The sequence below is a fragment of the Yersinia rochesterensis genome, assembly GCF_003600645.1.
In the GTDB taxonomy this organism is placed as follows: Bacteria; Pseudomonadota; Gammaproteobacteria; order Enterobacterales; family Enterobacteriaceae; genus Yersinia; species Yersinia rochesterensis.
Genome location: NZ_CP032482.1, coordinates 761,275 through 779,952, shown reverse-complemented (window position 1 = coordinate 779,952; position 18,678 = coordinate 761,275). Strand labels below are relative to the sequence as shown.

Sequence of the window (18,678 nt, the reverse complement as noted above, 5' to 3'; positions counted from 1 at the left end):
CTATACGCTCTTAAATTTACAAAAGCCTTTTTACTAATAACTGTCCAACAAAAAAATCGAGCCGATAATTTATGCCTTTTACACTTGGTCAACGCTGGATCAGCGATACAGAAAGCGAACTTGGATTGGGTACCGTCGTTGCCATTGACGTACGCATGATCACCTTACTGTTTCCCGCCACCGGTGAAAACCGCCTTTACGCCAGAAATGACTCGCCAATTACCCGTGTCATGTTCAATCCGGGTGATACCATCACTCACCACGAAGGCTGGCAGCTGAAAGTGGAAGAGGTGTCTGAGGAGAATGGGCTGATTACCTATATCGGCACCCGCCTGGATACCGAAGAAACCGGCGTTTCTATGCGTGAAGTGTTGCTCGATAGCAAACTGACTTTTAGCAAACCGCAGGATAGGTTATTTGCTGGACAAATCGATCGTATGGATCGATTCGCGCTGCGTTTCCGCGCCCGTAAATATCAAAGTGAGCAGTTCCGCTTGCCGTGGAGTGGCCTGCGCGGCATCCGCGCCAGCCTGATCCCGCACCAATTACATATTGCTTATGAAGTGGGCCAGCGCCATGCACCACGTGTATTGCTGGCTGATGAAGTCGGCTTGGGTAAAACCATCGAAGCCGGGATGATTATCCACCAGCAACTGCTGTCAGGCCGTGCTGAACGCATCCTGATTGTGGTGCCAGAAAGCTTGCAACATCAGTGGTTGGTCGAAATGCTGCGCCGCTTCAATCTGCGCTTCTCGCTGTTTGATGACAGCCGCTATTCCGAATCTTTGCTCGACAGCACCAATCCGTTTGAAACTGAACAAATGGTCATTTGCTCACTGGATTTTGTGCGCCGTAATAAACAGCGTCTGGAACAGCTGGCGGATGCCTCTTGGGATTTGCTGGTGGTGGATGAAGCACACCATCTGGCCTGGAGTGAAGAAGCCCCAAGCCGCGAATATCAAGTTATTGAACAGCTGGCCGAGAATATCCCCGGCGTGTTGCTGTTGACCGCCACCCCAGAGCAATTAGGCCAACAAAGTCACTTTGCCCGTTTGCGCTTGCTTGATCCCGACCGCTTCCACGATTACGAAGAATTCGTTAATGAGCAGCAAAAATACCGCCCAATCGCCGATGCAGTGACATTGCTGCTGGGCGGTGAGCGCTTAACTGATGACAAGCTGAATCTGCTCGGTGAGCTGATTAATGAGCAGGATATTGAACCGCTGCTGAAAGCAGCAAACAGTCAAACTGAAGACAGCGAAGCCGCGCGCCAAGAGCTGGTGACCATGCTGATGGACAGACACGGCACCAGCCGTATCTTGTTCCGCAACACCCGCAATGGGGTGAAAGGCTTCCCACACCGTGTTTTGCATCAGATTAAGCTGCCGCTGCCGACCCAATACCAAACAGCCATTAAAGTCTCTGGCATTATGTCGGCGAAGAAAACCCTGGAAGCACGCGCCAAAGACATGCTTTACCCAGAACAAATCTACCAAGAGTTTGAGGGCGAAAATGCCACTTGGTGGAACTTTGATCCGCGAGTTGAATGGCTGCTTAACTACCTGACAGCGAATCGCAGTGAGAAAGTGCTGGTTATCTGCGCCCAAGCCGCCACCGCCTTGCAGCTTGAGCAAATATTGCGCGAGCGCGAAGCTATCCGCGCAGCCGTATTCCATGAAGGTTTGTCACTGATTGAACGCGACCGTGCGGCGGCCTATTTTGCTTCTGAAGAAGATGGCGCGCAGGTATTGCTGTGTTCAGAAATCGGCTCCGAAGGGCGCAACTTCCAGTTCGCTTGCCAATTGGTGATGTTCGATTTGCCTTTTAACCCGGACTTGCTCGAACAACGTATTGGCCGCCTGGACAGGATTGGTCAAAACCGTGAAATTCAAATCATGGTGCCTTATCTGGAAAATACTGCGCAAGCGGTGCTGGTGCGCTGGTATCACGAAGGTTTGGATGCTTTCGAGCACACCTGCCCGACCGGTCGCACCATTTATGACAGTGGCTATCAGGAATTGATTACCTATCTGGCGACGCCGAATGAGCAGGAAGGTTTGGATGAATTTATCCACGCCTGCCGCCAGCAGCACGAAGGCCTGAAGCTCCAATTGGAACAGGGTCGTGACCGCCTGCTAGAAATGCACTCCAACGGCGGCGAACATGGGCAAGAACTGGCGCAAATCATTGCCGACCAAGACAATGACGTCAATTTAGTCAGTTTCGCCCTGAATCTGTTTGATATTGTTGGGATTAACCAAGAAGATCGCAGCGACAATTTGATTGTGCTGACCCCCTCTGACCACATGCTGGTGCCGGACTTCCCAGGGCTGCCGCAAGATGGCTGCACAGTGACATTCGATCGCGAACAGGCGTTATCGCGTGAAGATGCTCAGTTTGTCAGCTGGGAGCACCCGATCATCCGTAACGGCTTGGATCTGATCTTATCCGGCGACACCGGCAGTTGTGCAGTTTCTTTGTTGAAAAACAAAGCATTGCCGGTCGGTACTCTGCTCGCGGAGTTGGTCTATGTGGTCGAAGCACAAGCGCCAAAACACTTGCAACTGACTCGCTTCTTACCGCCGACGCCGGTGCGGATGCTGATGGACAAAAATGGCACCAATTTGGCCGCGCAGGTTGAATTTGAAAGCTTTAATCGCCAACTAAATGCCGTCAATCGCCATACCTCCAGCAAATTGGTCAATGCGGTTCAGCAAGAAGTTCATGCAATGTTGCAGCAAGCAGAAGCCCTGATTGAAGAACAGGCGCGTTTACTGATTGAAGCGGCTAAACATGAAGCGGATGACAAACTGAGCACTGAACTTTCACGTCTGGAAGCCCTAAAAGCGGTTAACCCCAATATTCGTGATGACGAAATAGAGACTCTGGAACATAACCGTAAAATGGTGCTGGAAAACCTGAATCAGGCGGGCTGGCGTTTGGATGCTATTCGTTTAGTCGTGGTGACGCACCAGTAATGGAACCCTATAATCCCCCACGCAACCCTTGGCTGCTCGTCCTGTTTCAGGATGAGCACATCATGGTGGTCAATAAACCGAGCGGATTACTTTCTGTACCTGGTCGTGCGCCGGAGAACAAAGACAGCATCATGACGCGTATTCAGGCGGATTATCCTACGGCGGAATCTGTTCACCGGCTGGATATGGCGACCAGTGGCGTGATTGTCGTGGCGTTGACCAAAGCGGCTGAGCGCGAGCTGAAGCGGCAATTTCGCGAGCGCGAACCGAAAAAATCTTATATTGCGCGGGTATGGGGCCATTTGGCGCAAGATGAAGGGTTGATTGACTTGCCTTTAATTTGCGACTGGCCGAACCGGCCCAAACAAAAAGTGTGTTACGAAACCGGTAAATCCTCGCAAACTCAGTATCAAGTGCTGTCTCGGGATGCTGACGGCAGTACGCGAGTGAAGTTATCCCCCATTACAGGCCGCTCACACCAATTACGGGTTCATATGCTGGCGATGGGTCATCCGATCCTCGGCGATGGCTTCTATGCCCATCCCGAAGCAAAAGCCATGGCCCCCCGGTTGCAGTTACATGCTCAAGAGTTATGTATTACTCACCCGGAATTTGGCACAGCAATGCATTTTAAATGCGATCCCGAGTTTTAACTTTTCACTAGAAGATCGCACCAGAATCAAACTAGATCGGAACAGAAGATCCGATCTAGTTTTGGTTTTGCTAACACCACAATCCTTACTTAAATCCTTTCTCGCGCTTAATCAAATCATACGCGGCTTGAATTTCTTGGGCTTTTTGCTTAGCCATCTCCATCATTTCCGGCGGCAAACCTTTCGCCACCAGCTTATCTGGATGATGCTCTCCCATAAGCTTACGGTAAGCCCGTTTGATGGTCACACTATCATCCGTGCTACTCACCCCCAGCACTTTGCAGGCGTCCTCTAATGTCGGGCCTTGTGGCGCTTGCTGATAGCCTCCTTGAGAATAACCACTCTGTTGGCCCTGCCAACCGCCACCACCAAACTGACGCCCGCCCTCAATCATGCTCAGGAACTGATCAAACTGACCACGGGAGATCCCTAATTCTTCAGCAATGACATACAAAACCTGCCGTTCATTAGGATGCAAAGAGCCGTCAGCAAATGCGGCTTGTAACTGAATTTCCAGAAACATCCGAATTAAATCAAAACGACCAAAGCAAACACCACGGAGTTCCTGCAATCTTTCACGCAACGGGAACCCACTCTCTTTCCCCTCGCGGAACGCTTGCTGTGCCGCTGTTCGCGCCTCGCCATGCAATTGCATTCTATCCATCAATTGGCTGGCAAGTTGAATATCGACCTCCGTCACGCGCCCCTTAGCCTTGGTTAAATGCCCCATGACCTGAAAAGTGGTGCGGAAAAAAATTAATTGTCGTGTTTGTTGATCGGCAAAATAGCCGCGGCGCTTTGTGCTACGCGCCTTGTCGACCATATGGCCAACAAGCAACCCCAAGATTGCACCCCAGACGCCACCGGACATAAAGCCCAATATCAGACCGAGCAGTTTTCCCCAATACCGCATATACTCCTCAATTCATCATGCCGTCAGTCAAAATTTGCATTATCATACTCGGCATTCAGCTCAGCGCCTAACAACGAGACGTGTAAACGGCCGGATTTAACACTAGCGCAACTGTGATGAGTAATATAGTCTCAGACCGTTTGCCGGCATGATGCCCCCCGATGACGGAACACCAAAACCGCGTATGAAAAAAAGATTCCCAACACTGCTGGCCACATTGATATGGACGGCACTATATAGCCAGCACACTCTGGCTGACCTTTCCGAGCAATGTATGCTTGGGGTACCGACCTATGACCAACCTTTGGTCACTGGCGATCCGAATCAGCTGCCGGTCCGTATTAATGCGGATAAAACCGAAGCCAATTACCCGGATAATGCCCTGTTTATCGGCAATGTTATTGTCCAGCAAGGCAATAGAACCCTGACGGCTAATCAGGTCGAACTCAATCAAGTACAGAAACCGGGCGAAGCTATCCCGGTGCGTACCGTCACCGCGACCGGTGACGTTAATTATGACGATCCGCAAATTAAGCTGGAAGGGCCGAAAGGCTGGTCAAACCTGAATACCAAAGACACTGATATGGATAAAGGCAAATATCAGATGGTTGGTCGTCAGGGGCGTGGTGAAGCAGACCAGATGAAATTACGTGGCCAAAACCGCTATACCATTTTAGAAAATGGGACATTCACCTCTTGCTTGCCTGGCGATAATAGCTGGAGCGTAGTGGGCTCCGAAGTGATCCATGACCGCGAAGAACAAGTCGCAGAAATCTGGAATGCGCGTTTTAAAATTGGCAAAGTACCGGTGTTCTATAGTCCGTACATGCAATTACCGGTGGGCGACAAACGCCGGTCTGGTTTCCTGATCCCAAATGCTAATTACACCAATAATAACGGCTTTGAATTTATACTGCCGTATTACTGGAACATTGCGCCAAACTTTGATGCCACCATCACCCCTCATTATATGGAGCGGCGTGGTTTGCAATGGCAAAATGAGTTCCGCTATTTGCTGGCTCCCGGTTCTGGCACCATGGCGTTGGATTGGCTACCGAATGACCGCTTATATCACGGCGCTGACGGCACCGATAAAGATGCGACCCGCTGGTTGTACTACTGGAGCCATTCAGGGGTGATGGATAAAGTCTGGCGCTTCAACGTCAACTATACCCGTGTCAGTGACCCAGATTACTTTACCGATTTAACCTCACAATACGGTTCGACGACTGACGGCTATGCCACACAAATTTTCAGTGTGGGTTATGCAAACCAAAACTGGGATGCCACCTTGGCCTCCAAACAGTTCCAGGTATTTGCTACCGGTGGTAACAGTAATGCTTACCGCGCCCAGCCGCAGCTGGACATGAACTACTATAAAAATGATATTGGTCCATTTGATTTACACGTCTATAGCCAAGCGGTCAAATTCACCAGTGTCAGTCCGTATAATCCGGAAGCCAGCCGTTTCCATCTCGAACCCTCAGTTAATCTGCCCTTGTCCAATGGTTGGGGTAGCTTAAATACTGAAGCTAAATTACTGGCGACACATTATCAGCAAGATGTGCCAGACGGTTTTGCCAACTACTATAAAAGGCAAAATGGTGGTGCAACCCCGCCAAACTTGAAAGACTCGGTTGATCGCGTGATGCCACAGTTTAAAGTGGACGGTAAAGTGGTCTTTGACCGGCCAATGGACTGGGCGACAGGTTTCACCCAAACCTTGGAGCCGCGCGCACAGTATCTTTACGTTCCTTACCGAAATCAGGATGATATCTATATTTACGACACCACGTTGATGCAGTCGGATTACTCCGGCCTGTTCCGTGACCGTACTTATAGTGGTCTGGACCGCATAGCTTCAGCAAATCAGGTGTCTACCGGTTTAACTTCTCGCATTTATGATGATGAACTGGTTGAACGTTTTAACGTTTCAGTGGGTCAAATCTATTACTTTAGCCGTTCGCGTACCGGTAAAATCGAAAGCATTGATAATAGTGATGATACCGGTAGCTTGGTTTGGGCGGGTGATAGCTTCTGGCGCATTAGTGATCAACTGGGTATGAAAGGCGGCGCGCAGTATGATACCCGCTTGGGGAGTTTGACTCAGGGTAATGCGGTAATGGAGTATAGGAAAGACTCAGAGCGTATGATTCAATTGAATTATCGCTATGCCAGCCCGGAATATATTCAAGCAACAGTTCCTAACGTGAGAAGCCCAGGCTACCAACAGGGTATTTCTCAGATTGGTACTACGGCCAGTTGGCCAATTGCTGACCGCTGGGCATTGGTTGGAGCTTATTATTACGATACCAAAGCCAATCAGCCTGCAAGTCAATTGGTTGGCGTACAATACAATACTTGCTGTTGGGCAATTAACTTAGGTTATGAGCGGAAAATTACGGGCTGGAATGCGCAAAATGAAACCAGTAAGTATGACAACAGAGTTAGCTTTAACATCGAATTACGTGGTCTGAGCAGCGACCATAGCCTGGGGACTACGCAGATGCTAGGCTCAGGTATTCTGCCTTATCAAAGTGCATTCTGATACTGTGTAACACACTGAATACAGTGAATTTTAACCCGCAAAAGCGGATTACATAAATGGAAAAGGTATGAAGAACTGGAGAACGCTTATTCTCGGATTGGTTGTCTGTGCCAATACCGCGTTCGCAGCACCACAAGAAGTTGATAAAGTTGCCGCAGTGGTTGATAACGGCGTCGTCCTGCAAAGCGATGTCGACGGTCTGTTACAATCAGTGAAACTGAATGCACAGCAAGCCGGACAAGAAGTGCCGGATGATGCGACTTTGCGTCATCAAATTCTTGAGCGTCTGATTATGGATAATATCCAATTACAGATGGCTAAGAAGATGGGCATTACCATCAGCGACGAAGCGCTGGATAAAGCTATTGCTGATATTGCCGCGCAAAACCGAATGACTCCTGACCAGATGCGTAGCCGTTTAGCGGCCGACGGTCTGAATTACGACACTTACCGTGAACAGATCCGCAAAGAAATGCTGACGTCAGAAGTGCGCAACAATGAAGTGCGCCGTCGCATTACTATTCTGCCGCAAGAAGTTGAATCGCTGGCCAAGCAAGTGGGTAACCAAACTAGCGGTGATGCGGAATTGAACCTCAGCCACATACTGATTCCATTACCTGAAAATCCGTCGCAACAACAGGTTGATCAGGCTGAAAATGTGGCTAACAAGTTAGTATCTGACATTAAAGGCGGAGCTGATTTTGGTAAATTGGCTATTGCCAACTCAGCTGACTCTCAGGCGTTGAAAGGCGGCCAGATGGGTTGGGGTAAATTGCAGGAATTACCTTCTTTGTTTGCGGAAAGACTGCAATCGGCTAACAAAGGTGATGTTGTTGGTCCAATCCGTTCCGGTGTCGGCTTCCATATTCTGAAAGTGAATGATATCCGTGGGGCTGATAACACGGTTTCCGTTACCGAAGTTCACGCCCGCCACATCTTGTTGAAACCGTCACCTCTTATGACTGACGATCAAGCTCGTGCCAAATTAGCGGCTGCGGCTGCGGATATTAAGAGCGGAAAAGCCAACTTCGCCACTATCGCCAAAGAAATTTCTCAGGATCCGGGTTCTGCTATGCAAGGCGGTGACTTGGGTTGGGCTTCGCCAGATATTTATGATCCCGCATTCCGTGATGCGCTGATGAAACTGAAAAAAGGCGAAATCAGTACACCGGTTCATTCTTCTTTCGGCTGGCATTTAATTGAGGTTGTTGATACCCGTCAGGTAGACAAAACTGATGCAGCACAGAAAGATCGGGCGTACCGTATGCTCTTTAGCCGTAAGTTTGCAGAAGAAGCTCAAACCTGGATGCAAGAGCAACGCGCCGCAGCTTATGTGAAAATTCTTGATGGTAGTGATGCGAAAACACAATAATCGGATTGTTATCACCCCCGGCGAGCCTGCCGGGGTTGGGCCGGATTTAGTCGTCGCCTTAGCGCAGCAGGATTGGCCTGTTGAGCTGGTGGTGTGCGCTGATCCGGCCTTGCTACTTGCTCGTGCCAGTCAACTTAACCTGCCATTGCAGCTACGTGAATATCAGCAAGGTAAGCCCGCATTGGCGCAACAAGCGGGCACTCTGACTATCTTGCCGGTGAAAACTGTCGTTGAGGTGATTCCCGGTCAGCTTGATGTCAGAAATAGCCACTATGTGGTGGAGACACTGGCTAAAGCCTGTGATGGTGCAATCAGTGGCGAATTTGCTGCATTGGTCACCGGCCCGGTACAGAAAAGTATTATCAATGATGCGGGTATCCCCTTTATCGGGCACACTGAGTTCTTTGCTGACCGTAGTCTCTGCCCACGGGTGGTGATGATGTTGGCAACAGAAGAGTTGCGGGTCGCGCTGGCAACCACTCACTTGCCTTTACTGGCAGTGCCGGGGGCTATCACTCAGGCGAGTCTGCATGAAGTTATCACCATTCTTGATAATGACTTGAAAACCAAATTTGGTATTAGCCAACCACAGATTTATGTGTGTGGGCTTAATCCGCATGCGGGTGAAGGTGGCCATATGGGCCATGAAGAGATCGATACCATTATTCCCGCGTTAGATGCATTGCGTCAGCAAGGAATAAACCTTATCGGTCCGCTCCCCGCAGACACACTATTTCAGCCTAAATATCTGCAACATGCGGATGCCGTTCTTGCCATGTACCATGATCAAGGGCTGCCAGTACTGAAATATCAAGGGTTTGGCCGAGCTGTCAATATCACACTTGGACTACCTTATATCCGCACATCTGTGGATCACGGTACCGCTTTAGAACTCGCCGCAACCGGTTCTGCCGATGTCGGCAGTTTCATTACGGCATTAAACTTAGCCATTAAAATGATAAATAATAGCAATGAATAATAGAGTCCACCAAGGGCACTTTGCCCGCAAACGCTTTGGACAAAACTTTTTAAACGATCAGTTTGTCATCGACAGCATTGTCTCCGCTATCCATCCGGTTCCCGGTGAAGCGGTAGTTGAGATTGGCCCCGGTTTAGGCGCATTGACTGAACCAGTTGCCGCTCGTATGGATCATATGACAGTCATCGAGCTAGACCGCGATTTGGCTGCTCGTCTGGCCAGCCATCCTCAACTGAAAGACAAGCTCACTATTCATCAAGAAGATGCGATGAAAATCAATTTTTCTGAGCTAGCAGAGCAAGCAGGGCAATCATTACGGGTCTTTGGTAACCTGCCCTACAATATCTCTACCCCGCTGATGTTTCATCTTTTCAGCTATACTAATGCAATCCGCGACATGCATTTCATGTTGCAAAAAGAAGTGGTTAACCGCCTGGTTGCAGGGCCTAACAGTAAAGCTTATGGCCGTCTGACAGTAATGGCGCAATACTATTGCAACGTCATCCCTGTGCTGGAAGTGCCGCCAACTGCATTTACCCCGGCCCCGAAAGTGGATTCGGCCGTGGTGCGTCTTATTCCTCATGTGAATATGTCAAATCCAGTGGGTGATGTGCGAATGCTGACCCGCATTACCACGCAAGCATTCAACCAGCGCAGAAAAACCGTGCGTAATAGCTTGGGTGACCTATTCACTTCAGAGCAATTAATCGAATTAGGTATTGACCCGATAATGCGGGCAGAGAATATCTCGGTAGCACAATACTGTAAGCTGGCTAACTGGCTTTCAGCTCAATCGGCACCACAAGAATAAGCAGGAGCACATTATGATTGAACAGCCCCGCGTTTGTGTACAGGTACAAAGTATCTATGTGGAAACTCAGTCGATACCTGATGAAGAGCGTTTTGTCTTCGCCTATACCGTGACAATTCGTAATTTAGGCCGTTCAAATGTGCAACTTATTGGCCGCTATTGGTTAATTACCAATAGCAATGGCCGACAGACAGAAGTTCAGGGCGAAGGAGTCATTGGCGAACAGCCGTTGATCCTGCCAGGTAACGAGTTCCAATACACCAGCGGAGCTGTTCTAGAAACGCCGCTGGGTACCATGGAAGGGCATTATGAGATGGTTGACCACCTCGGTCAGGCTTTCCGTACTGTGATTCCGGTGTTCCGTTTAGCGATCCCCGCACTTATCCATTAACCCTGACCTCAACTATGTCTACTTATCTTATTGGCGATGTTCATGGCTGCCTTGATGAGTTACTCGCGCTATTAGCGCAAGTGAACTTTGACTCGCAGCAAGATACCTTGTGGCTGACCGGTGACTTAGTTGCCCGAGGCCCGGCCTCACTGGATGTATTACGTTACGTCCGCTCACTAGGGCCAGCCGTACGGATGGTTCTGGGGAATCATGACCTGCATTTGCTGGCGGTTTATGCTGGCATCAGCCGCAATAAACCCAAAGACCGCATCACTCCGCTGCTTGAAGCCCCGGATGCTGACGAACTCATTAATTGGTTACGCCGCCAACCGGTTTTGCAGGTTGATGACGAATTAAAATTGATTATGGCCCATGCCGGTATTACCCCTCAGTGGGATATAGAAACAGCCCAGATGTGTGCCCGTGAAGTCGAGGCCGTCTTAAGTAGTGATAGTTACCCGCTATTCCTTGATGCAATGTACGGTGATATGCCCAACAACTGGTCACCAGAATTGACGGGGTTAGCGCGTTTGCGTTTTAGCACTAATGCATTGACCCGCATGCGTTTTTGCTTCCCAAATGGGCAACTGGATATGATCTGTAAAGACACGCCAGAAAATGCCCCTGCCCCACTTAAACCTTGGTTTGAGCTACCGCGACTGGTCAGCCCTGAGTATTCAATTATCTTTGGTCACTGGGCATCGCTGGAAGGAAAAGGTGTCCCTGAAGGAATTTATGGGCTGGATACCGGTTGTTGTTGGGGAGGCAATTTAACCTTGCTCCGTTGGGAAGATAAATGTTATTTCACACAACCTGCTTTCAAAGTTGAAGCTGGAATAAGTCATGCTGATGAATTATCGCCAACAGCAGAGAATCCTCCCAACTATTTATAAATTACAACAAAGATAAAGGTGCATACTAAAATGTACCTTTATCTTTTATTAGGGTGTCGTCAATATTATTTTCTAACATTTCAATTTCCGCCGAAACCAACCCAATTACGCCACTGAGTAGTCCGACCAATCCCATATCACTCATACTAAAATCACAAATTTCACGCCGCTCAGCATGACATAATCTATCAACGTTCAATTTACTGTTAGTCATATTATGATTTCTCTTTTCATCACACCAAGACATCGCCATTAAACAGTTAAAAAAATGAAGACATCCTAATAATAAGAATAGATCATGAAGGAAATATGACATTAAAATGTAGAATAAAATATCATTGTGACGATACGTTATCAGAACTACAATATGTTATCAGAACTACAATACGTTATCAGAATGTTGCTTTATAAGCCGATACAATATCATGGGTAAGCCGCTTTAAAATACATTGGTTAGTGTGAGTCGCAGTACACATATAAGCTTCGCTACCATATAATAACTCAGGGCTTTTTAACCAATTTATTTCCCCCTCAATCGAAAGATACATTCCGCCATCACCCAAGCTATCCTCATCTCGAAAATACATATCAACTGAACCAAACTCCAGAGAATATTTACAACTGGTTAATGTGCCAATTTTCTGATCGAGGTTTTTATATGGGATATAAATAACATGCATAAAAGAATTAATATACCCATTATTTTCAGTACCAAGAGAAACTCCCAGCCATTTACCATCATTACTGGTGTAAACACCTTGCTGATGGTTAATTTCAGATTTACTGGGACATGAAAATTTTTCATCCGCTAATATATATTGACTAAATAAAAACAAAGATAGCGCTACTAGTTTAGTTGTCATCTTACTCTCTCATGTTTTAGGTATGCAATATTAGGTTGGTTTCATTATCTCTATTCATATAGCTATCGCTACGATTAAAAGATTAACATTCATGAGAGAATTGAAAACATCAAATAATAATAAAATATCATTATTAATTAATAAGTAGTATTCCAAAAAAAGAAAGGCTCATCAATTAATAATGAGCCTTTCTGTCTGATCATATTGTTATCGCAATTAGCGGCGCTCAAGGATCTCGAAGCAATAGCTGTGTGAATTAGCCTCGTCTGCATCATGGAACTCACTAAAGGTGCTTTCCCATTCATCAGGCTCATAGTCTGGGAAATGAGTATCACCACCAACTTCAGCATCAATGTGAGTGAGATACATGCGGTTAGCGCGGTCTAAAAATTGCTTATAGACACGCCCCCCCCCCATCACCATCACTTCTTCTACATTCCCCGCCAAGGCCAGCGCATCATCAATAGAGGTAGCCCATGTCACGCGGTCATCAGTGCCCGGTTGGCTACTGATAACAATATTCAACCGCCCAGGTAGAGGGCGGCCGATAGATTCGAATGTCTTGCGACCCATAATTACCGGTTTATTTAGCGTGTTACGTTTGAACCACGCTAAGTCAGCCGGTAAGTGCCATGGCATGGCGTTTTCCATACCAATAACGCGATCTGCTGCCAATGCAGCGATCAGGCTGATAATCATTATTAAACCCTGTAGGCTGCGAGAGCCAGTCCCGAAAAATTGCTCACACTATACGGAAAGCCTAATCCAGCGTCGATAGCGATAAGCAGACTAATCACACATATAAGACTGCTCCTAGCCCGATGCAAAAGACAGGGAAGAAAAAAACCCTTATACACCAGGACGTTTGCGATATAACCATAATCCAGGCAAGGATAAACCAATCGACAACGCACCGACAATAAATGATGCCTTCAAGAAATTAGTCACCATCGTGGACATTAATGCCTCGGTGTAACCCAGATGAGAAATCTCTACGACTGATATCATCGCGGTGTAAGCAGAAATCCCAGGGAACATCGGAATGACGGCAGCAACAGTGAAGACTTTCGGGTGCGCCAACAACCAGCGCGACCAATTAATTCCGATGACGCCAATCATAACTGAAGCCAATAATGAAGCTAGCTCGATATTCATACCAAAATGAATCATCAGCATGCGCGAGCCGTGCCCAACAGCCCCCAGCAATGCGCAGTAGCGTAATGCCCGCACCGGCACATTAAATACCATAGCAAAACCCAGCGCCGGAATAGCCGCCAACACCATATCTTGCAATAATGCCCAGAGTAAATTCATCACCATCCGCGTAATCCCCACGCCGCCATCGCGAATATCACCCCAATACAGGTTGATAACGTCAATAAACTGGCCATTGCCCAACGAGCAAGACCCGTATTCACGTGCCCTTTAAACATATCGGCGACTGCATTGATCAGTGGGAATCCGGGAACTAACAACAGCACACTCGCCGCCATTGCTACACTGGAAGCCTCGTGGAAAAACGGTAAACGCATTAATAGCCCAGAAACGGATGTTGCGACAAACGCGGTAATACAGAAGTTAATCAGCGGGTTCATATGGCGTGCCGTTAAGCTTTGGCGCACAAACATCGCCAGCCCACTGGCTAAGAAAGTGATGGAAAATGCATCCCAACCGCCGCCATTTAACTTGCTAAAACAGCCGCATGATAAGGCGACCATCACCACCACTAGCCAGCGCGGATACCGCAGCGGCTTAATATGCTCAAGGCGTTTTTCCACATCTTTTATATCTAACAAATGATGTTCCACCATAATCACAATATGCTGCACCTCCGTCACGACATGCATATTGATGCCACGGTCAATATTTTTGCGGGTAGATGTCAGGCAATTGCCCTGGCTGATGGTGGTTAACACCACGGCATTAGCTGAAATGGAACTTTCGACACTGTCCATCCCCAAAGCGATACCAAGGCGCGCGGATAGCTGCTCAACCAGCATACTTTCTGCACCGTGTTGTAGCAGCAGCAATGCACACTTGATACACAAGCGTGTGATTTCCCGCTGTTTCTGATTTGGTACGTCACTGCTTATCACATTGTCCAGACTCATATTCGCGCATCACTATCCATCAAAAGAGTAAAAGATAAATGCAGGGAAACCCCGGTAGCGCTATTATCGTCAGAACGCGCCACTCTCACTGGGTATCCCTTATGCTTGAAACCTCTTTATTCGTCGCAACTATTGCTACATTGGGGATGCTCTCCCCCGGCCCTGATTTTTTTCTGGTGATTAAAAACGCCGCCCGCTATCGTCGCCCCGCAGCAATGATGACAGCACTCGGCGTCATTTTGGGCGTCGCTACACATATGTCTTATTGCGTAGCTGGCCTGGCCGTGGTTATCACCACCACACCGTGGCTGTTCAATTTCCTGAAATATGCCGGGGCCTGCTATTTAATCTGGATTGGTATCCAGGCACTGCTGTCGCGCGGAGAAAGTAAACTCAGCATCGGTAGCACCACTCTCTCCCCCATTACACTGAAAGCCGCATTCTTGCAGGGATACCTTTGCAATTTATTGAATCCCAAAGCAACTCTCTTTTTCCTCGCCGTTTTCACCCAAATATTGCAGATTAACTCCGGCGTGGGTGAAAAACTGTGGTACGCCTCAATCATCTGGGTACTGGCCGTCATTTGGTGGCCTTTGCTGGTTATTCTGATTCAAAGTGCACCAGTACGCCGTGGTTTGGCGAAAGCGCAAAAAGTTGTCGATAAGCTACTCGGTGGGCTATTAATCGGTTTGGGTATCAAAGTCGCTTTAAGCTAGTTAAACCGGCTGTGAGCCGCCGGACTATAAGCTACTCCCCACAACCCGCACGAACATTGATCTTCACCAATGTTGTTTATGAACAATACTATCGTTTATGAATAATACTTCTGCGTATAAGAAACACTGTATCGGTGAGTAAAAAGCGCGATTTTATAAATAATAAGCATAAAAAAGGGCGATGTTTCCATCGCCCGCTTTCTTACAATCTAAATTAACCTTTCATATTCTTAATCTTGGCGTGCATCTCTTGTACTGAAATCACTTGCTCGGTTGGGTCAGAATTCAGCGCCATTGCCGTCGCGAAGCCGCCATTCAAGGTCGTGTCGTAATGCACTTTGTATTGCAATGCACTACGGCGGATCAGCTTAGAGTCTTCAATCGCCTGACGCCCGGCTGTGGTATTCACGATATAAGTGTATTCGCCATTCTTGATGCGATCCTGAATGTGCGGACGGCCTTCATGCACCTTGTTGACCAAGCGCGGATTTATCCCCGCCTCGCCCAGCACCACCGCTGTACCGTGAGTTGCATCCAATTCAAAGCCCTGTTTCAGCAGCTTCGCGGCTAAATCAACCACCCGATGCTTATCCCCCTCGCGTACAGATAACAGTGCGCGGCCACTCTTTTTCATACCAGACTGGCTGCCCAGCATCGCTTTAGAGAAAGCTTCAGCGAAGGTACGGCCAACCCCCATAACTTCACCGGTAGAGCGCATTTCTGGCCCTAAAATCGGGTCAACACCAGGGAATTTGTTGAATGGCAGCACCACTTCTTTGACCGAGTAGTAAGGCGGGATAATTTCTTCCAGAACCCCTTGCTGTGCCAATGTCTGCCCCACCATCACACGAGCGGCAATTTTTGCCAGTGGCATGCCAGTTGCTTTAGAGACGAATGGCACAGTACGCGCCGCACGAGGGTTAACTTCAATCAGATAAACTTCGTTATTCTTCACCGCAAACTGCACGTTCATCAAGCCACGAACACAAAGCTCAAAGGCCAGTTTTTCTACTTGCTGGCGCATAACATCCTGAATTTCCTTGCTCAGGGTGTAAGCTGGCAATGAACAAGCTGAGTCACCGGAGTGAACCCCTGCTTGCTCGATGTGTTCCATAATGCCGCCGATTAACACGCGCTCGCCGTCACAAATGGCATCAACATCCACTTCTACTGCATCATCAAGGAAGCGGTCGAGCAGCACCGGCGCATCATTTGACACACTGACAGCATTTTGGAAGTAGCGGCGTAGGTCGACTTCGTCATACACGATTTCCATCGCGCGGCCACCCAACACATAAGAGGGGCGAACCACCAGCGGGTAACCCAAACCCGCTGCTTTTTCAACAGCTTGCTCGATAGTCGCTACCGTGGCGTTTGCCGGCTGTTTCAAACCCAGACGATTAACCGCCTGTTGGAAACGCTCGCGGTCTTCGGCACGGTCAATAGCATCCGGGCTGGTGCCGATAATAGGTACACCGGCCGCTTCCAACTCACGCGCTAATTTCAGTGGTGTTTGACCACCATATTGCACGATAACGCCCTGCGGTTTCTCGATACGGACGATCTCCAACACATCTTCCAGTGTCACTGACTCAAAATAGAGGCGGTCAGAAGTGTCGTAATCAGTGGAAACCGTTTCTGGGTTGCAGTTCACCATGATGGTTTCATAACCATCTGCACGCAGTGCCAGTGATGCATGTACACAGCAATAGTCGAATTCAATCCCCTGGCCGATACGGTTCGGGCCGCCGCCCAGCACCATCACTTTCGGGCGATCGCTGGTTGGGTTGGATTCGCACTCTTCTTCATAGGTCGAGTACATGTAAGCGGTGTCGGTGGAGAACTCAGCCGCACAGGTATCTACGCGCTTATAAACCGGGTGCAAACCCTGTTTGTAACGTAATTTGCGCACTTCGCTTTCAGCCGCGCCGACCAATTTCGCCAGACGGGCATCGGCGAAACCTTTGCGTTTCAACTGGCGCATATACTCAGCATTCAGGCCATTGATACCGCACTCCGCCACGTTTTCTTCTAAGCGCACCAGTTCTTCAATCTGCACCAGGAACCAGCGGTCGACGTTAGTCAGGTTAAAGACGCCATCAACAGACATACCGGCGCGGAATGCATCGGCGATATACCAAATTCGGTCAGAACCCGCTTCTTTCAATTCACGGCGGATCTTAGTCAGGGCCTCTGGATCATCAAGGCTGACTTTAGGATCAAAACCGGTCACGCCAACTTCCAGACCCCGCAATGCTTTTTGCAGTGATTCCTGTAATGTGCGGCCAATCGCCATCACTTCACCCACAGATTTCATCTGTGTGGTCAGGCGGTCATTAGCGCCAGCAAATTTTTCGAAGTTAAAGCGCGGGATTTTGGTGACAACATAGTCGATGGATGGCTCGAAGGAAGCCGGAGTACGGCCACCGGTGATGTCATTCATCAACTCATCCAGCGTATAGCCCACCGCCAGTTTGGCGGCAATCTTGGCGATCGGGAAGCCAGTGGCTTTAGAGGCCAGAGCGGAGGAGCGGGACACGCGCGGGTTCATTTCGATCACGATCAAACGGCCATTCTTCGGGTTCACCGAGAATTGCACATTAGAGCCGCCGGTCTCTACGCCAATTTCACGCAATACCGCCATCGAGGCGTTACGCATGATTTGATATTCTTTGTCAGTCAGGGTCTGCGCCGGTGCAACAGTGATGGAGTCGCCGGTATGAATGCCCATGGCATCGAAGTTTTCGATGGAGCAAACGATGATGCAGTTGTCATTTTTGTCGCGGACAACTTCCATCTCATATTCTTTCCAACCAATCAGTGACTCATCAATCAGCAACTCTTTAGTTGGCGATAAATCCAGACCGCGCTCGCAAATTTCTTCAAACTCTTCGCGGTTATACGCAATGCCGCCACCGGTGCCGCCCATGGTAAAGGATGGGCGGATAATGCAAGGGAAGCCGACGTCAGCTGCAACAGCCAATGCTTCTTCCATATTGTGCGCGATACCTGAACGGGCGGTATCCAGACCAATTTTCTTCATCGCGATATCAAAGCGACGGCGGTCTTCCGCTTTATCGATAGCATCAGCGGTAGCACCAATCATGGTGACACCGAATTCAGCTAGAACACCTTCGCGTTCTAATTCTAATGCGCAGTTCAGTGCGGTTTGGCCGCCCATGGTCGGCAATACTGCGTCCGGGCGCTCTTTTTCAATGATTTTGCGCACAACTTCCCAGTGAATCGGCTCGATATAAGTGGCATCGGCCATCTCTGGGTCGGTCATGATAGTGGCGGGGTTAGAGTTCACCAGAATAACGCGGTAACCCTCTTCACGCAGTGCCTTACAAGCCTGAGCACCGGAATAGTCAAATTCACAGGCCTGACCGATAACAATGGGGCCAGCGCCCAAAATCAGGATGCTTTTTATATCTGTACGTTTTGGCATGG

The 18,678-nt window shown here is 48.7% G+C and carries 16 protein-coding genes; 9 read left to right on the top strand and 7 right to left on the bottom strand.

Annotated features, from left to right (window positions below):
* The first annotated feature begins 71 nt into the window (after window positions 1–71).
* Both rapA and rluA read left to right on the top strand, forming a co-directional pair.
* Window positions 72–2,978 carry an RNA polymerase-associated protein RapA gene (rapA, locus tag DXZ79_RS03660; RefSeq protein WP_120011115.1) on the top strand — a complete coding sequence of 969 codons (2,907 nt, stop codon included), beginning with the start codon at window positions 72–74 and terminating at the stop codon, window positions 2,976–2,978.
* A 32-nt stretch (window positions 2,979–3,010) separates the two neighbouring features.
* Window positions 3,011–3,631 (top strand): bifunctional tRNA pseudouridine(32) synthase/23S rRNA pseudouridine(746) synthase RluA, encoded by a 621-nt coding sequence (gene rluA / locus DXZ79_RS03655; protein ID WP_235895415.1) that lies wholly within the window; start codon window positions 3,011–3,013, stop codon window positions 3,629–3,631.
* Between the two features lie 85 nt (window positions 3,632–3,716).
* Here the strand turns inward: rluA and djlA are convergent, their stop codons facing one another.
* Window positions 3,717–4,544: a co-chaperone DjlA gene (gene djlA, locus DXZ79_RS03650; RefSeq protein ID WP_038636370.1), complete on the bottom strand. Its 828-nt coding sequence runs from the start codon at window positions 4,542–4,544 to the stop codon at window positions 3,717–3,719.
* A gap of 184 nt (window positions 4,545–4,728) precedes the next feature.
* On the opposite strand from djlA, the gene lptD reads away from it, so the two are divergent.
* The 6 genes from lptD to apaH all read left to right on the top strand — a co-directional run bounded on the left by lptD (window position 4,729) and on the right by apaH (window position 11,538).
* Window positions 4,729–7,092, top strand: coding sequence for an LPS assembly protein LptD (gene lptD / locus DXZ79_RS03645; RefSeq protein ID WP_038636373.1), 2,364 nt, complete (start codon window positions 4,729–4,731; stop codon window positions 7,090–7,092).
* A 67-nt stretch (window positions 7,093–7,159) separates the two neighbouring features.
* Window positions 7,160–8,464, top strand: a complete 1,305-nt coding sequence (surA, locus tag DXZ79_RS03640) for a peptidylprolyl isomerase SurA (protein WP_038636376.1) — start codon at window positions 7,160–7,162, stop codon at window positions 8,462–8,464.
* Window positions 8,448–9,443 carry a 4-hydroxythreonine-4-phosphate dehydrogenase PdxA gene (pdxA, locus tag DXZ79_RS03635; protein WP_050291624.1) on the top strand — a complete coding sequence of 332 codons (996 nt, stop codon included), beginning with the start codon at window positions 8,448–8,450 and terminating at the stop codon, window positions 9,441–9,443. The genes surA and pdxA overlap by 17 nt, the downstream gene beginning before the upstream one ends.
* A complete protein-coding gene (gene rsmA, locus DXZ79_RS03630; RefSeq protein WP_038636379.1) occupies window positions 9,436–10,254 on the top strand; it encodes a 16S rRNA (adenine(1518)-N(6)/adenine(1519)-N(6))-dimethyltransferase RsmA in 819 nt (272 codons plus the stop codon). The genes pdxA and rsmA overlap by 8 nt, the downstream gene beginning before the upstream one ends.
* Before the next feature lie 13 nt (window positions 10,255–10,267).
* Window positions 10,268–10,645 carry a Co2+/Mg2+ efflux protein ApaG gene (apaG, locus tag DXZ79_RS03625; protein WP_032820792.1) on the top strand — a complete coding sequence of 126 codons (378 nt, stop codon included), beginning with the start codon at window positions 10,268–10,270 and terminating at the stop codon, window positions 10,643–10,645.
* Between the two features lie 14 nt (window positions 10,646–10,659).
* The gene (gene apaH, locus DXZ79_RS03620) at window positions 10,660–11,538 is read left to right on the top strand and encodes a bis(5'-nucleosyl)-tetraphosphatase (symmetrical) ApaH (RefSeq protein WP_050291590.1); all 879 of its coding nucleotides are present in this window, start codon (window positions 10,660–10,662) and stop codon (window positions 11,536–11,538) included.
* A gap of 25 nt (window positions 11,539–11,563) precedes the next feature.
* On the opposite strand, the gene DXZ79_RS03615 is transcribed toward apaH, so the two are convergent.
* From DXZ79_RS03615 to DXZ79_RS03595, 5 genes are all read right to left on the bottom strand, one after another.
* Window positions 11,564–11,752, bottom strand: coding sequence for a hypothetical protein (locus DXZ79_RS03615; protein ID WP_038636386.1), 189 nt, complete (start codon window positions 11,750–11,752; stop codon window positions 11,564–11,566).
* Between the two features lie 178 nt (window positions 11,753–11,930).
* Window positions 11,931–12,401 (bottom strand): DUF3757 domain-containing protein, encoded by a 471-nt coding sequence (locus DXZ79_RS03610; protein ID WP_050291589.1) that lies wholly within the window; start codon window positions 12,399–12,401, stop codon window positions 11,931–11,933.
* Between the two features lie 216 nt (window positions 12,402–12,617).
* Window positions 12,618–13,100, bottom strand: coding sequence for a type 3 dihydrofolate reductase (folA, locus tag DXZ79_RS03605; protein ID WP_038636391.1), 483 nt, complete (start codon window positions 13,098–13,100; stop codon window positions 12,618–12,620).
* A 150-nt stretch (window positions 13,101–13,250) separates the two neighbouring features.
* On the bottom strand, window positions 13,251–13,715 hold the full coding sequence (locus DXZ79_RS03600; protein WP_038639826.1) for a threonine/serine exporter: 465 nt from the start codon (window positions 13,713–13,715) through the stop codon (window positions 13,251–13,253).
* Window positions 13,715–14,512, bottom strand: coding sequence for a threonine/serine exporter family protein (locus tag DXZ79_RS03595; RefSeq protein WP_120011113.1), 798 nt, complete (start codon window positions 14,510–14,512; stop codon window positions 13,715–13,717). The genes DXZ79_RS03600 and DXZ79_RS03595 overlap by 1 nt, the downstream gene beginning before the upstream one ends.
* 101 nt (window positions 14,513–14,613) lie before the next feature.
* Here DXZ79_RS03595 and DXZ79_RS03590 point away from each other — a divergent pair, with 101 nt between their 5' ends.
* Entirely contained in the window at window positions 14,614–15,228 is a 615-nt protein-coding gene (locus DXZ79_RS03590) for a LysE family transporter (protein ID WP_038636395.1), read from the top strand.
* A gap of 214 nt (window positions 15,229–15,442) precedes the next feature.
* Here DXZ79_RS03590 and carB read toward each other — a convergent pair whose 3' ends face one another.
* Complete coding sequence (gene carB, locus DXZ79_RS03585) at window positions 15,443–18,676, bottom strand: carbamoyl-phosphate synthase large subunit (RefSeq protein ID WP_038636397.1); 3,234 nt, start codon at window positions 18,674–18,676, stop codon at window positions 15,443–15,445.
* Window positions 18,677–18,678 lie beyond the last annotated feature (2 nt).